This is a genomic window from Frankia sp. CgKIO3, from assembly GCF_977946435.1.
This window is the reverse complement of record NZ_CDWTMO010000116.1, coordinates 1-13,858: the sequence shown is the minus strand read 5'-3', so window position 1 is coordinate 13,858 and position 13,858 is coordinate 1. Positions and strand designations below refer to the sequence as shown.

Sequence of the window (13,858 nt, the reverse complement as noted above, 5' to 3'; positions counted from 1 at the left end):
CCTTTGTGTCGCGGCCGGGCCAGCCAAGACACATCCGAGAAAGAGCGCCATGCTAGTCGCCGCCCACCATCTCAGCACGTCCCGACCGTCTGCACGACAATCCGATCTATTTTCCATACGCCGGCCGTCTCCAAGGCCAAAGCCTGCGTGAGGCGCCGGCCGCCCGTCTCGTCGTCCTGACGTTGCCCGTCGGCCCGATAATTCACCCAGCCGCTGTCATCCACGCAATCCTCGATAACCGCCTGGTCGGGCGCCTCCGGCGGAGACACGGAGGTGACGCGAGGCCGCAATACGGGCTTCCCTCGGCTGGCAACACCGCCGCTGCTGTTCAGATAAATATTCTTGTAGATAAGGCTCAACGCATCACCGCTGGCATGACGTGCGAGATCAGGATTTTGGTAGTCGGAGGTCGCCGCGAGCCGCACCCAGTCATCCCACATGCCCCGATACGCGGCCAGGGCGTCGCGTTCCGCGACCTGCGCCTTGACCGGCGACGATGACGGGCTGGCCGGGGAGGGAGAGGGCCGCGCCGACGCCGAAGGCGCCGGCGCGGGCGTGTCGACGGCGCCGTCGGCGCACGCGCTGGCCGCGAGCAGGGCCAACACAGCGACCGCCCCACCGAGAGACGATCCGCGCCGCCTCACGTTCCGTCACTCATCCGACCCGAACCTCTCGCCTAGGCGGCCCCTTCACAGTGCGAGAGATATAGACCATCTACGCCGAGTGATGACAAGAGGTGTAAATCTCACACGAGACATGGCAGGCGGAACGGTCTAAGCTGCGCCGCAGCAAACCAAATCTGCTACACAGAGTGTTTGACCATTCTGGCGCGGAAGGTCGGGCGGGCCACGCGGACCGCGCCGCCAAGGGGTCGACCGGCGGCCGGCATCCGGCCGACGATGATCGCCGACGCGGAAAACCACCTGGTCAGAGACCCCAGGGCCACCCGACACTTCACCATGACCATCCGCCGGCCCTGCGGCGGAGCTCGCGATGACACCCGGACGGCCGGGCGATCGATCGCATCGACGCATTGACTCAACGTAGCGGCACCCAGATCGGCCCGAGGCGGCTTTCTCGCGCCAATGCAAGTGAATGGCATGTTCCTGCAAGATTTTTTGAACCCGGAGGATCAAGAATCTGCCCTGGTGAGCGGCCACCCCAAGGCCGTGGCGCGACGGACAGTCACCTTCCTGCCTCCCCCTCCGGGGCTGGAGGGCTGCGGGCCTAGGCCCGCAGCAGCGTCAGGCATCGCACGATGTGTCCTCGCGGTCGCTGCCTGAGCGCATGAGGACGTCGGCGGACTGGAGCTCAGCGGGCCCGATCGTCGAGGCGGGTAGCCCTGCGCCGGGCAGGGCTACCCGCAAGGTGATGATCCTCCAGCCGTAGGGAGGGATCCTCCATAATCTCCATGCCATGATCGACTACCGCGATGACGGCCGGCCCGTCACCGCTGACATCGGCGGTCTCCGTGACGATCCCCGCGATCACAATGGACGCGCCCTCGTCGCCGCCGGACGGCGGGGTAACACCCGCCCCGGCCGTGGTCATCTACGACTGGCCGGCGTCGGGGCTGACGCCCCGGCAGTGGTGCTCAGCCCAGCGCCGCCCCGCGGCGGACTCATCATCCGCGTACACCGCGCCCGTCGTACCGTCCCGCAGTGCCCCCCCTATGCCGACCCGCCGCATCATAGATCACCGCCCGGAGGAGCCGATCAACATCAGGAGGCGGCGAACGCGCTACCGACCACCGGCGGGCAATCACCGGGTGACCTCCGGGTTGACCATGGTGAGGTAGGCGATGGGGGTTTCCGGGATGAGGGGGCGGCGGCGGGCGGTCGAACGCCACGCTTCGGCGTACTGGCGGGCGAAGGCAGCGCCCAGGACGCGGCTGATCGCCTGGTAGGCCGATTCGCCGGCCGGGCCCTCGGCGCGCAGCGCGGCGTCGGCCGCGGCCACCCCCGCCAGGGGAACAGGCACCGTCTCTTCGGTGTATTCGATCTGGGTGAGGCCGGCGAGGCGCGCGTTCCCGACCGCGTGCGGCACGGTGAAGGCGTGGGCAGCTGGCCGTACCCCGGCGAAGGACCCGTTCGGTTTGAGCCACCTCGTGCGCACTGAGTCCGTCGAGGGCGACGGGTCTGCGCTGGCCCAGCAGGAGTTTGCAGACCGGCACCCGCCCTCCCGGTTGGAGGACCCGGGCACTGCCGATCAGCATCCGGCAGGGGGCGCTCCAAGAGGTCCCAGACCGACCCCCACGTGTGGCCGTTCTCCACGGTTGGTCGGATCTGGTGCAGCGCCGCAGCGGTTGGGGTCAGAGTCGTGACGCTGCCACCGGGCAGGACGGCCCAGAGCGCGGCACGCGTCAGGGTCGACCCCAGGCTCAGGTCGACCAGGTCCTGCCCGCCGCGGACACGTGCACCCGCGAGGACCGTGGTCTCGACAGGCGACAGCCGGCGGCGGGCCTCGGGATGATCCTGATGACAGCGCGCGATCAGAAGATCTGTATCGGGCTGTCCCGCGCCGGAGCGGCTGCTGGGCCGGCCGCTCCGCCGGGTCTTGGAGGGACGCGAGGAAGCCATGAGTCAGTCCCAGCTGATCAAGACCTGTGCGGATGGCATGTCGAAGAGCCGGCCGGGTGGCGGGGCCTCCCAGGCAGTCCCGCGGGGGTAGACCCGGATCGTCGGGTTCTCACCGCGGCGTTCCGCGTCCCAGACACGGACATCGTGGGCGAGCCGGTCCCGGTCCGGTCCGTAGGCGACCACACCGATGTCCAGCCCCGTACCGGTTGTCTGTTCGAGGGCGAGGAAGGCGATCGTGTCGTCAGACCAGACCGCCGACACACCGGCCGGGATGGTCAGATCGAGGGCGGCACGCAGCGCGGCCCATGCCGGTGAGGTCGGGTCGATGGGTGGGGTGAACGTGGCGAGGATCCGGGCGATGTCCGCCGGTGGGGTGACCTCGGGCAGGGCCGCCATGCGCGCGATGAGCACAATCGGGCGCATGACGACCGGAACGAGAGGGACGTGGGGGGTCACGCGATCCGCCCGGTCCGCATTGCCCGGCGGACGTCGGTGTCGTGACCGATGGTCATCGACGCGGGAGGGACCATCCCATCCCCTGCGCCGAGCAGCAGGGCAAAGGTGGTGGCCCGCGGCGAGCGGTTGGGATCGGTCATCACATATGTCCCGCTGCCACCCGGGTTAGATGTCCGACCGCGGCTGCCGGCGGGAGTGTCCTGGGTGGGGCGGCCTCGGCGTGGGGAAGGTGCCAGTCGTCCAAGGCTCGTAGCCCGTCGGCGACCCGGCGCAGCAGCGCCGGATCCTCCTCGAAGGCCACCGATGCGAGCGGGTCTGGGGTGGGCTGTGGTGTGCGCTGTTCCAACTGCCCGGCCTCGGTCCACGGCTGCGTGGGCTGCGGGACTTTGGCGCGCATTGCCGCCCAGACGACCTTTCCTCCTGATTTTGCCCGGTACCAGGACCATCGGCTGCTGAGCGCGTTGACGAGGAGCAGGCCGCGCCCGTTCTCCCCGTCGGAGTCCGGATCCTGCAGGGCAGGTGGGGCGGAGGCGTTGTCCCAGACCTCGATGAGGAGGCTGCCGCCGCTGGCCGTGAGCCGGACCGCGACGATGTCCCCGGCCGGATTCGCCTTCGCGGCATTCGCCGTGAGCTCTGAGACGATCAACGCCGCGGTGTCCACCGCCGCAGAGTCCAGCCGCCACCCTTGGAGCACACGGCGGGCGGCGGCACGGGCGTCGGGAACGGAGCTGAGGAGGGCGGGGAACCGTTCGACCGCCACACGGACGGCCGGTGACGGCGCCGGGTTCTGGCCGCCCTCGCGGGATCGTGGTTGGTGCTGCCGGTCCGTGGAAGCGGCCTGTGCGGGGATGCGGCCCGGCGGTATGAGGGGAATGATCGCGCTGCCGAGCGCGGTCACCTGTTCTTCGAGGGAACGGCGCGTGTCTGGGGAGCGCGGGAGATGGGTCATGTCGGGGACCAGCACGACGGCCCGGTCAGCTCGTCTGACTGCGTCGAGGAGGGCCGCAAGGCCAGGCCGGGCGTCGGCCGGCCTGACTTGCTCGTCGGCATAGATGGCGACCAGGCTCATCCCCTCAGCGGCAGCGTAGTCGCTGATCATGCCGCGTAGGCGGCGTAGCTCGCCGTCTCTCGTGCTCGTGGGCCGTATGTATCCGAACGCGGTCCGCGTCACACGCCACCACCCGTCGTCTTCTCGTAGCCGGCCTTCGACAGCCGTGCGCGCGGCCGACGATCGTCGTGTTTCTCTCGCGCGCTGGTCAGCACCGTTCGCATCCGCTCCACCCCGTTCCGGCCCGTGTGGACGACACGGACGCGCCTTCTGCACTGAGCACGGTCAAGCGTGCCCAGGCAGCCTCCTTGTGACCGGCTGTGGTTGCCATCCCCGCCTCCCGCGATGCTTTAGCCAGATCGTGGCGGGGTGGTCACGGCATCAGAATGCCTGCAATGCATGTCCTGTGCAATGCACGGCAGCTACCATGCGTGGAAATTTTTGTGCCGTTGGCTCCCCCTGCAGGGTGGTGCATGTGAAGCTGGCAGACTCGGGCCGGGTTGACCTTGACGAGGAGGCGGTCGTGGCGGGCGAAGCGACCCCGACGATGCGACGCCGGCAGGTCGGCGCGGAACTGCGGCGGTTACGGGAAGCAGCCGACATCACCATCGACCAGGCTGCGGCACATCTGCAGTGCTCAGCCTCGAAGATCAGCCGTATGGAGACAGGTGCGGGGCTCCAGCGCACCCGCGACGTCACCGCACTGCTCGACTTCTACGGCGTGATCGGCGAGCAGCTACGCGACGAACTGTTGGGGATGGTGCGTTCCGCCCGCCAGCAGGACTGGTGGCACAGCTACACCGACGCCGTGCCTCGCTGGTTCGAGCGGTTCATGGCAGCCGAGAGCAGCGCGGTGAGCGTGGAGGAGTTCGAGAACCAGCTCGTTCCCGGGCTGTTGCAGACACCGCAGTACGCACGTGCGGTGCTGCGGGCGGCGAACACGAGCCTCGACGACGACGAGATCGACCGCCGGGTCACCGTCCGCATGGAACGACAGAAGCGACTGGCCGGCGACGACCCGCTCTCGCTGTGGGTCGTGCTCGACGAGTCCGTGCTCCACCGCCACGTCGGGGGATCCGACGTCATGCGCGCCCAGCTCACCCAGCTCGCCGACCGCGCCGCCCAGCCGAACATCACCGTGCAGGTCCTGCCCTACACGCTCGGGGCCTACGCCGCGTTCGGCTACCCCTTCACGATCCTGGCCTTCGCCGCCCCGCCGGGCGGGGAGGTCGTCCACATGGATCAGCTCCACAGCGGCCTGTACTTGGAACGGGACGCCGACCTGCGTCGGTATAAACTCGCGATGAACCGCCTACGAGCAGCCACGCTGGACCCAGAACGGTCAAGCGGGCTGATCACCGAGGCCGCGGAGGAGATGGGATGAACAACACCCCACCCGGCCCCACCAACCCCCCGACAGGGTTGACCTGGCGCAAGAGCAGCTACAGCGGTGGCAATGGCGGGAACTGCGTCGAGGTCGCCGAGCTACCGGACGGCGGACGCGCCGTCCGGCACTCCAAGCACCCCGACAGCGGCGTCCTGTCCTTCACCGCCGCCGAATGGGCAGCGTTCCTCGCTGGCGCCCGTGACGGAGAATTCAACTAAACGACATGCGTGGACCGCATTCTGGTAGGCGCGGCCGACCTGGTATCGATGCTGGGTATCGGCCGGTTGCGGGCGGACACGATCAGCCGGATGAAGGGCTTCCCGGGGTCGAAGGTGATCCGGCCGTTCCGCGCGTGGCACCGGTTGGATGTTGGACGCTGGCTCGATACCAACCGGCCCGGCTGGCGAGGCGACGGTCAATGACCAGGATGGCACGACGCCGTTGACATGGGGGCGATCTTGACGCACGAAGACGCGTTCGTTTTCATCTCGTATACGTCGGCAGACAACGGATGGGCGAAATGGGTCGCCACCGTCCTCGAAGACGTCGGGATGAAGACGCGGCTGCAAGCATGGGACTCGCCACCGGGCCATGACTTCGTCGAGTGGATGAACGAGCAACTGGCGGGCGCGCGTTGGACCATCGCGCTGTATTCGCACGCCTACTTCGCCTCCGACTGGTGCAGCACGGAGTGGCGAACCGCGCTCGCTCGGCGGGCGCTGCTCCCGTTCCGCATCGAGAAGGTGGAGCCACCCGTGGTGCTGAGGACGTTGACGTGGGTCGACCTGTTTGACCTGGGCGAGAGCGAAGCCCGTAAGCAGATCCTGCGCGCGGTCGGTCACGAGGTCATGGAGAGGCTCGCGGAGTTCCCGGGACCAAAGTCGCAGACCGTCTTCCCTGGCGCGATCCACGCCACCGCCAAGGTCGGCCAGCCAATCGTCACGGTGACGCCTCCGCCCTCGTCGTAGTGAGGGCCGAGATGCGAACATCCCGCCTCGAACGGATGTAGGCCGAACGCGCAATCCACGCATCCTGGCGATGGGAGGCGCTGCGGGGACGCGGATCACCCCCACGAGCGTGGGGAGGACCGGACCCGTCACCCAGCCGGACCCACCGCAACCGGATCACCCTGTGGGGCTCCAGAACCCCGATTCGAGCGGTGACCTGCGCGTTTACCTGCCGGACAGGGCCCACATCGGGCAGGCTGGATGGTCATGGTGTGGTCGCTGCTCTACGCCCTGACGCGCAATGCTCTCGGGCTGATGCTGCTCCGGGTCGGTGGGGACACCGCAAAGGATGTCGAGCTCCTCGTCCTGCGGCATCAGGTGGCGGTGCTGCACCGGCAGGTGAACCGCCCGGCCCTGGAACCGGCGGATCGGGTGATCCTCGCAGCCCTGTCCCGGCTGCTACCCCGGGCCCGCTGGGGTTCGTTCTTCGTCACCCCGGCCACCGTGCTGCGCTGGCACCGTGGACTCCTCGCACGAAAATGGACCTACCCGCGCAAGACGCCCGGACGGCCACCGGTCCGCCGGAAGATCCGCGAGCTGGTCCTGCGCCTCGCGCGGGAGAACCCGACCTGGGGCCACCGCAGGATCCAGGGAGAACTGATCGGGTTGGGCTACCCGGTCGGGGTCGCCACCGTCTGGCGGATCCTGCACCGCGCCGGCGTCGACCCCGCGCCCCGCCGAGCCGACGCCTCTTGGCGTACGTTCCTGTCCGCGCAGGCATCCGGCCTGCTGGCCTGCGATTTCTTCACGGTGGACACCGTTTTCCTGCAGCGGATCTACGTGTTCTTCGTCGTCGAACACGCCACCCGCCACGTCCATGTTCTCGGGGTCACGAAGCATCCGACCTCGGCGTGGGTCACACAACGGGCACGAAACCTGCTGATGGATCTCGACGAGCGTTGCCACCGGTTCCGGTTCCTCCTCCGTGACCGCGACATGAAGTTCACGGCTTCCTTCGACGCTGTCTTCACCGGGGCCGGCATCGACGTGGTCCGCACACCCCCACAAACTCCGAAGGCGAACGCGATCGCGGAACGCTGGGTCGGCACCGCCCGCCGCGAATGCACCGACAGGCTGTTGATCGTCTCCGAACGGCATCTGACGTCGGTCCTCGACAGCTACGTCGAGCATTTCAACACCCACCGGCCTCACCGCTCCCTCGGCCAGCACCCACCCGACTCGCCACCCGTGATCGCCCCACCCCCGGACTCCACCGTCCGTCGCACACGCATCCTCGGCGGCATGATCAACGAATATCGCAACGCCGCCTGACGACGCCCGCAGACAATCACCTCAATGGCAAAAGGCCAGCTCACAGGCCGAAACCCGAGTTCTGGAGCCCCACAAGGTCCACCGACCGGCAACCTTCACATACGTTTCGTCGACATACCACCTGTCGCCGGGCCGGTGCCGGCACAGCCGCGCCGCCTCAACCAACAGGGGCGCGAACCGCTGCACCCACCGATACACGGTCACATGATCTACCTTGAGGCCGCGTTCGGCGAGCAGCTCCTCGACATCCCGGTACGACAAGGCGAACCGCAGGTACCAGCGCACCGCCAGGACGATCACCTCGGGTGGGAACCGGAACCCGGCGAACTCCGACATCGGAACCGGTGGGCAGGCACGACGTCGACGCATCACCTGATCATGCCTGACCGCCAGCCCGAGAGCCTGCCCCGGCCGGATGCAACAGCGCCACTCGCCACCGACACCGACCCCCGCCTTCGGCTCTCCGCAGCGTTCGCCGAGCTCGCCGCGGCGATCTGACAGAGCGGAGGCGGCCCCTTGGCGTGCGCCGCGTTCTCTCAACGCAACAGCGCCGGCCGGACGCAACAGCGCCCTTGCAGAGGGTCCGACGGTAGAATCCTAGCCATGACCATCGTCAGCCGCATCACCGCCGATCCCGCCATCATGGCGGGCGCGCCGGCGATTTGCGGTACCCGGATCACCGTGTCCGCGGTGCTGGGCCAGCTCGCGGCTGGCTCGACGGTCGAGGAACTGCTCGCCGACTATCCGTCGCTCACCCGCGACGACGTGCTCGCAGCTCTCGCGTTTGCCGCGGAGACAATGCCGCAAGAGCGCCCGTTCATCGCCGCGTGAAGTTTCTCGTCGACGAGAACCTCTCACCGCGGGTGGCTAAACTGCTGCGCGACAAGGGCATCGACGCGGCGCACGTCCTCGAGCACGGGCTCGGCGGTTCCCCTGATACCAAGGTCAGCGCGTTCGCCGTCACCGAGAGACGTTCGATCATCTCCGCCGACAGCGACTTCACGACTCTGCTCGCACTCAGCCGGGGCATCGCTCCCTCGCTCGTCCTGCTCCGGTCCGGCGACCAGCTCAAGCCCGACGCGCAAGCCGCCCTGCTGCTGGCCAATCTTCCTGCGCTGGAAGCCGACCTCGAACAGGGCGTCGTCATATCGCTCAGCACCACCCACGTACGGGTCCGTCGACTCCCGCTCCGCTGAGTACTGCTACCCCCGATCCGGCCCGCGGTCTCCGCGCAGGTCCCACACTAGACCGCAATCAACTACGTACCGTAGTCGGAGCGTCTCTGTGTCCAGAAAGTTATGTATGTCTGCCATGTCGGTGTGTCGTGCGCCGCACCCGGGCGGCGTGTGTGCGCATTGTGTGCGCGGATGCTCCGGCACGGCGCGGCATCGGCCGGCACGTACCGGCACGAAGAACGCCCCGACCTCGGATTTTACGGCACTGCGCGGCATTCTCCGGTAGGCTCCGATACGCAGGGTTTCGTCTTGCAATCGAGCGGTTAGGGGTTCGAGTCCTCTCGCTGGCTGCGCCACACTCACAGCGTGTGAAAGACTGCCATGTACCAGCCGTCGATCGGCCTCCTGGACACCTTCTACACCACCCTTCGCGCCGGCTGCACTCGCCTCTCCGACGGCGGGGGACCGTTCGGCTTCGACATCACCACCGCGCTGCAGGTCGACTACCTGATCGACGCCTATGGATGTGACGGCATCATCAAGACTGGCTGCTTCCTCGGCGACACCACCGACTACCTCGCCCGGCTCTACCCCACTCTGCCGATCATCACCTGCGACATCGTCGAGGAGCACGCCGCATTCACCCGCACCCGGCTACGCGACCGGCCGAACACCACCGTGGTGACCGGCGACTCCGCGGCTGTGCTGGCGTTGCTCACCGGCCAGTTCGATCGGCCGCTGGTCTACCTCGATGCCCACTGGTACGACCGCTGGCCACTGGCCGACGAGTTGGCCGCGGTCCAGGCCGGGATCGTCGCTGTTGACAACGTCGACCTCAGCCATCCCCGGTTCGGCTACGACTCCTACGACGGGCAGCCGCTCAACGTCGCCCGGCTGGGCGGCCTCGTCGACCTGGAGACGCTGTACCTGGGCGACCCGTTCATCGCCTACCCGTACCCCTGCCTGTAAGTCAGCCGCCGCTCCGGCACGGCGTATCTACCGTTGGGCCTCGGCGCTCACCCGCTGGCAGCGGGGGGCATGTTCCAGCCGGTACCGCTGCGGCCTGCTCCGACGCTGCCGACCTGGCCGGACGGACCACACGCACCTGCCCGGGTGTCACAGGTCGCCTCGTAGCCACGCCTGATAGTCGACTTCCCACGCCTGGAGGTCGACGGCCGGCACGGCCAGCGTTGCCACCCAGTGTGTCAGCAGCGCGGCGGACTATCCGTCGAGCACAGCACCACCTCGGCAGGCTGTCTCGCCTCCGGCGACGGGTCGCTCATACGGTGACCGCTCGGGCACCCAGCAGGGCCTTGAGATCTCCGAGTAGCGAACTACTCGCCTGCACCTGGAGTTCGAGCAGGAGCAGATGCGTGTTCTGCGGGCCTTCGAGACGCAGGTGCACCGGAGTTGTCCCGGGATGAGTCGTCAGGACGAGTTTGAGGTCATCGACCAGCGGCGGTGTGATCTTGTGTGACGGCAGAGTGATGACGACAGGCGGCCCGTTCACGTGCGTCGTGACATCGACCACCGTCAGGTCCTGGGCGAACAGCGAGACCGACCCCTCCCGCTCGTTGATCCTGCCCCGCACCGAGATGACCGCGTCGGTCACGAGCGCGTACGAATGGACCTCGTAGGACTGGGGGAAGAACAGCACCTCGACGGAGGCGTCGAGATCCTCGACGGTCACGATCGCCCACGCCTTGGCGGTGTTCTTGTTGATCCGCCGGTCGATCTTGCTGATGATGCCGGCGATCTGTACGGTCGTCCCGTCGTTGGCCTCGGCGAGGTCGACGATCCGGGTGTCGCGGTGGCGATCCAGTGCCCGCTCGGCACCCTCCAGCGGATGCGAGGACACGTACAGGCCGAGCATGTCGCGTTCCTGAGCCAGCAGCTCCTTTTTCGGCCATTCGGGGCCGGACAGGTCCAGGTCGAGTCCTAGCGCCGGGCTCTCCTCCTCTCCGGCGCCCCCGTCGCCGAACAGGTCGAACTGGCCGATGGCCTCGGCCCGCTTCGTGATGATCACCGCGTCGATCGCGTTCTCGTGCACATTGACCAGCACACGGCGGTGATGGCCCAGCGAGTCGAACGCCCCCGCCTTGATCAGCGAGTCGATGGTGCGCTTGTTGCACACCCCGATGTCGACCTTCTGCAGGAAGTCAGCGAACGACTCATACGCGCCCTTCCTCCGCCGGGCCGCGACTATCGAGGCGACGACGTTCTCCCCAACATTACGGACGGCCCCCAGGCCGAAACGGATCGAGTCACCGACCGCACCGAACCGCAGATCCGACTCGTTGACGTCGGGGGGCAGGACCTGGATACCCATCCGGCGGGTCTCGGCCAGGTACACCGCCATCTTGTCCTTGTCGTCACCGACGGACGTCAGCAGCGCCGCCATGAACTCGGCCGGGTAGTTGGCCTTGAGGTAGGCCGTCCAGAACGACACGACGCCGTACCCGGCGGTGTGGGACTTATTGAACCCGTAGCCGGAGAATGGGACGAGCACGTCCCACAGCGCCTGGACCGCCGCGTCGGTGTAGCCCTTCTCCCTCATCCCGGCGGAGAAGCGAGCGAACTCCTTGTCCAGGATCTCCTTCTTCTTCTTGCCCATCGCGCGGCGCAGCAGGTCGGCGCCGCCGAGGCTGTAGCCGGCCAACTCCCGGGCGATGGCCATGACCTGCTCCTGGTAGACCACCAGGTGGTAGGTCTCGCCGAGGATGGGCTCCAGCGCCTCGGCGAGCTCGGGGTGGATCGGGAGGATCTCCTTGCGGCCGTTCTTGCGGTCGGCGTACTCGATGTGGCTGTTGGCCGCCATCGGGCCGGGCCGGTAGAGCGCGAGCACGGCGGCGATGTCGCCGAACTTCGTCGGTGCCATCAGGCGCAGCAGATTACGCATCGGTCCGCCGTCGAGCTGGAACACCCCGAGCGTGTCGCCCCGGGCGAGCAACTCGAAGGCCTTGGCGTCCTCCAAGGGGAGGGTGGACAGGTCGATGTCGACGTTGCGGTTACGCTTGATGGCCTCGATCGCGTCACCGATGACGGTGAGGTTCCGCAGGCCGAGGCAGTCCATCTTGAGCAGGCCCATCTCCTCGCACTGAGGAAACGGGAACCCGGTGATGATCGCGCCGTCATTGTCGCGGCGATGGATCGGCAGGACATCCAGCAGCGGCTCCGAGCACAGGATGACCCCGGCGGCGTGGACACCAGTGCCGCGGGTGAGTCCCTCCAGCCCCCGCGCGGTGTCGATGACCTTCCGAACCTTGGTGTCGGTCTCGTACTGGGCCCGAACCTCGGCGGCCTCACCGTACCGCTCATGGTTCGGGTCGAAGATCCCGGCCAGCGGGATGCCCTGGCCCATCACATCCGGCGGCATCGCCTTTGAGATCTTATCTCCGAGGACGTAGTCGTAACCCAGCACCCGGCACGAGTCCTTGATCGCGACCTTGGCCTTGATGGTGCCGAAGGTGTTGATCTGCGCGACGCGGTCCTCGCCGTACTGCTCGGTGATGTAGCGGATCACCTCACCGCGTCGACGTTCGTCGAAGTCCAGGTCGATATCCGGCGGACTGATCCGCTCCGGGTTGAGGAACCGCTCGAAGATCAGCGCGTGCTCGATCGGGTTCAGCTCGGTGATACCCAGGATATAGGCGATCATCGACCCGGTCGCCGATCCACGCCCCGGACCCAGCCCGATGCCCCGATCTCTCGCGAACTTGCAAATGTCGGCGACGACCAGGAAGTAAGCCGGGAAACCCATCTTGTCGATCACGCCGACCTCGTAGTCGACGCGCTCGACCACATCGGCGGGCACGCCCGCAGGGAAGCGCCACGTCAGTCCGCGGTCGATTTCTTTGCGCAGCCAGGACAGCTGCGTCTCACCCTCGGGGACAGGGTAGCGCGGCATCCGGTCCACAAATTTGAAAACATCGTCGTAGGACTCGACGCGCTCGGCGATAAGCAGAGAGCTGTCGCAGGCCCCGGGGACCTCACTGTCCCACAGGTTGCGCATTTCCTCCGGAGACTTGAGGTAATATCCCGATCCGTCGAATTTGAAACGGGTCGGATCGTCGAGTTTTTTACCGGTGCCGACGCACAGCAGCACCTCGTGGCTTCCCGCCTGATCCTGGGTCACATAGTGCGAGTCGTTCGTGGCCAGCGGGCGAAGCCCCAGCTTGTCGCCGATGTCGAGCAGCCCCTGGCGGACGCTGCGCTCGATCGGCAAACCGTGATCCATCAACTCCAGGAAGAAGTTGTCCGCGCCGAAGACCTCCTGGTAGGTGGCCGCCGCGGTGAGCGCCTTGTCGAACTGGCCCAGACGAAGCCTAGTCTGCACCTCACCCGACGGGCAGCCCGTCGTCGCGATGATCCCTTCGGAGTACTGGGAGACCAGCTCGTGGTCCATCCGCGGCTTGCGGTAGTAGCCCTCGATCGACGCGATCGACGACAGCCGGAACAGGTTGCGCAGCCCGGCCCCGTTGGCCGCGAGCATCGTCATGTGGGTGTAGGCGCCGCCACCGGACACGTCACCACCCTCACCCGCAGGGTCGACGTCGCGCTGCGAACGCTCACCCCACAGGACAGGCCGCTTGTGATGGCGCGACTCGGGCGCCAGGTACGCCTCAATCCCGATGATCGGCTTGACACCCGCGGACTTCGCATCCTGATAAAATTCGTAGGCACCGAACATGTTACCGTGGTCGGTCATCCCGACGGCCGGCATCCCCAGCTTCGCCGCTTCCTTGAAAAGCAAGCCCGTTTTCGCCGCACCGTCCAGCATCGAATACTCAGTGTGCACGTGGAGGTGAACAAAAGAATCCGCCGGCATCCCAGTCCCCTCTCGCCCGCAACGGCCCGCCGGTCGGAGTCTAGCCCCGCCACTCAGAGCCACCAGAGAGGCACGCGGCACAACAGCCCCTTAGAGCCTGTTTTTG

General features: G+C 67.3%; 15 protein-coding genes and 1 pseudogene. 8 read left to right on the top strand and 8 right to left on the bottom strand.

The annotated features are described in order from the left end of the window. Positions 1 to 71: 71 nt before the first annotated feature. The 6 genes from AC08OJ_RS13730 to AC08OJ_RS13705 all read right to left on the bottom strand — a co-directional run bounded on the left by AC08OJ_RS13730 (position 72) and on the right by AC08OJ_RS13705 (position 4,206). Positions 72 to 605, bottom strand: a complete 534-nt coding sequence (locus AC08OJ_RS13730) for a hypothetical protein (RefSeq protein WP_476595919.1) — start codon at positions 603 to 605, stop codon at positions 72 to 74. 706 nt (positions 606 to 1,311) lie between these two features. After that, the gene (locus AC08OJ_RS13725; protein WP_476595918.1) at positions 1,312 to 1,551 is read right to left on the bottom strand and encodes a hypothetical protein; all 240 of its coding nucleotides are present in this window, start codon (positions 1,549 to 1,551) and stop codon (positions 1,312 to 1,314) included. 210 nt (positions 1,552 to 1,761) lie between these two features. Then, positions 1,762 to 2,115, bottom strand: coding sequence for a hypothetical protein (locus AC08OJ_RS13720; RefSeq protein ID WP_476595917.1), 354 nt, complete (start codon positions 2,113 to 2,115; stop codon positions 1,762 to 1,764). Between the two features lie 467 nt (positions 2,116 to 2,582). Then, entirely contained in the window at positions 2,583 to 3,035 is a 453-nt protein-coding gene (locus AC08OJ_RS13715) for a hypothetical protein (RefSeq protein WP_476593266.1), read from the bottom strand. Next, positions 3,032 to 3,175: a hypothetical protein gene (locus AC08OJ_RS13710; RefSeq protein WP_476593267.1), complete on the bottom strand. Its 144-nt coding sequence runs from the start codon at positions 3,173 to 3,175 to the stop codon at positions 3,032 to 3,034. Before AC08OJ_RS13710 ends, AC08OJ_RS13715 begins: the two co-directional genes overlap by 4 nt. Beyond that, positions 3,175 to 4,206 (bottom strand): ATP-binding protein, encoded by a 1,032-nt coding sequence (locus AC08OJ_RS13705; protein WP_476595916.1) that lies wholly within the window; start codon positions 4,204 to 4,206, stop codon positions 3,175 to 3,177. Before AC08OJ_RS13705 ends, AC08OJ_RS13710 begins: the two co-directional genes overlap by 1 nt. Positions 4,207 to 4,558: 352 nt before the next feature. Between AC08OJ_RS13705 and AC08OJ_RS13700 the strand changes: the two genes are divergently transcribed. From AC08OJ_RS13700 to AC08OJ_RS13680, 5 genes are all read left to right on the top strand, one after another. Further along, positions 4,559 to 5,467 (top strand): helix-turn-helix domain-containing protein, encoded by a 909-nt coding sequence (locus AC08OJ_RS13700; RefSeq protein WP_476593269.1) that lies wholly within the window; start codon positions 4,559 to 4,561, stop codon positions 5,465 to 5,467. Further along, positions 5,464 to 5,688, top strand: coding sequence for a DUF397 domain-containing protein (locus AC08OJ_RS13695; RefSeq protein ID WP_476593270.1), 225 nt, complete (start codon positions 5,464 to 5,466; stop codon positions 5,686 to 5,688). Before AC08OJ_RS13700 ends, AC08OJ_RS13695 begins: the two co-directional genes overlap by 4 nt. A gap of 9 nt (positions 5,689 to 5,697) precedes the next feature. Then, positions 5,698 to 5,892: a hypothetical protein gene (locus tag AC08OJ_RS13690; protein WP_476593271.1), complete on the top strand. Its 195-nt coding sequence runs from the start codon at positions 5,698 to 5,700 to the stop codon at positions 5,890 to 5,892. 36 nt (positions 5,893 to 5,928) lie between these two features. Continuing rightward, positions 5,929 to 6,438, top strand: a complete 510-nt coding sequence (locus tag AC08OJ_RS13685; RefSeq protein ID WP_476595915.1) for a toll/interleukin-1 receptor domain-containing protein — start codon at positions 5,929 to 5,931, stop codon at positions 6,436 to 6,438. Positions 6,439 to 6,684: 246 nt separating this feature from the next. Continuing rightward, complete coding sequence (locus tag AC08OJ_RS13680; protein ID WP_476595914.1) at positions 6,685 to 7,749, top strand: integrase core domain-containing protein; 1,065 nt, start codon at positions 6,685 to 6,687, stop codon at positions 7,747 to 7,749. A 78-nt stretch (positions 7,750 to 7,827) separates the two neighbouring features. Here AC08OJ_RS13680 and AC08OJ_RS13675 read toward each other — a convergent pair. Continuing rightward, a pseudogene (locus AC08OJ_RS13675) lies at positions 7,828 to 8,085 on the bottom strand (IS6 family transposase); the annotation flags it as partial. A 267-nt stretch (positions 8,086 to 8,352) separates the two neighbouring features. Here AC08OJ_RS13675 and AC08OJ_RS13670 point away from each other — a divergent pair. The 3 genes from AC08OJ_RS13670 to AC08OJ_RS13660 all read left to right on the top strand — a co-directional run bounded on the left by AC08OJ_RS13670 (position 8,353) and on the right by AC08OJ_RS13660 (position 9,893). After that, positions 8,353 to 8,580 carry a DUF433 domain-containing protein gene (locus AC08OJ_RS13670; protein WP_476593274.1) on the top strand — a complete coding sequence of 76 codons (228 nt, stop codon included), beginning with the start codon at positions 8,353 to 8,355 and terminating at the stop codon, positions 8,578 to 8,580. After that, positions 8,577 to 8,945 (top strand): DUF5615 family PIN-like protein, encoded by a 369-nt coding sequence (locus tag AC08OJ_RS13665; RefSeq protein WP_476593275.1) that lies wholly within the window; start codon positions 8,577 to 8,579, stop codon positions 8,943 to 8,945. Before AC08OJ_RS13670 ends, AC08OJ_RS13665 begins: the two co-directional genes overlap by 4 nt. 360 nt (positions 8,946 to 9,305) lie before the next feature. Then, positions 9,306 to 9,893: an O-methyltransferase gene (locus AC08OJ_RS13660; RefSeq protein WP_476595913.1), complete on the top strand. Its 588-nt coding sequence runs from the start codon at positions 9,306 to 9,308 to the stop codon at positions 9,891 to 9,893. A gap of 310 nt (positions 9,894 to 10,203) precedes the next feature. Here AC08OJ_RS13660 and dnaE read toward each other — a convergent pair whose 3' ends face one another. Beyond that, on the bottom strand, positions 10,204 to 13,752 hold the full coding sequence (dnaE, locus tag AC08OJ_RS13655) for a DNA polymerase III subunit alpha (RefSeq protein WP_476595912.1): 3,549 nt from the start codon (positions 13,750 to 13,752) through the stop codon (positions 10,204 to 10,206). Between the last annotated feature and the right edge of the window lie 106 nt (positions 13,753 to 13,858).

Excerpts from the sequence above, each read along its gene's own strand:
- AC08OJ_RS13680 (WP_476595914.1), top strand. The coding sequence starts at position 6,685 with ATGGTGTGGTCGCTGCTCTACGCCCTGACGCGCAATGCTCTCGGGCTG.
- AC08OJ_RS13695 (WP_476593270.1), top strand. The coding sequence starts at position 5,464 with ATGAACAACACCCCACCCGGCCCCACCAACCCCCCGACAGGGTTGACC.
- AC08OJ_RS13725 (WP_476595918.1), bottom strand. The coding sequence starts at position 1,551 with ATGACCACGGCCGGGGCGGGTGTTACCCCGCCGTCCGGCGGCGACGAG.
- AC08OJ_RS13660 (WP_476595913.1), top strand. The coding sequence starts at position 9,306 with ATGTACCAGCCGTCGATCGGCCTCCTGGACACCTTCTACACCACCCTT.
- AC08OJ_RS13710 (WP_476593267.1), bottom strand. The coding sequence starts at position 3,175 with ATGACCGATCCCAACCGCTCGCCGCGGGCCACCACCTTTGCCCTGCTG.
- dnaE (WP_476595912.1), bottom strand. The coding sequence starts at position 13,752 with ATGCCGGCGGATTCTTTTGTTCACCTCCACGTGCACACTGAGTATTCG.
- AC08OJ_RS13670 (WP_476593274.1), top strand. The coding sequence starts at position 8,353 with ATGACCATCGTCAGCCGCATCACCGCCGATCCCGCCATCATGGCGGGC.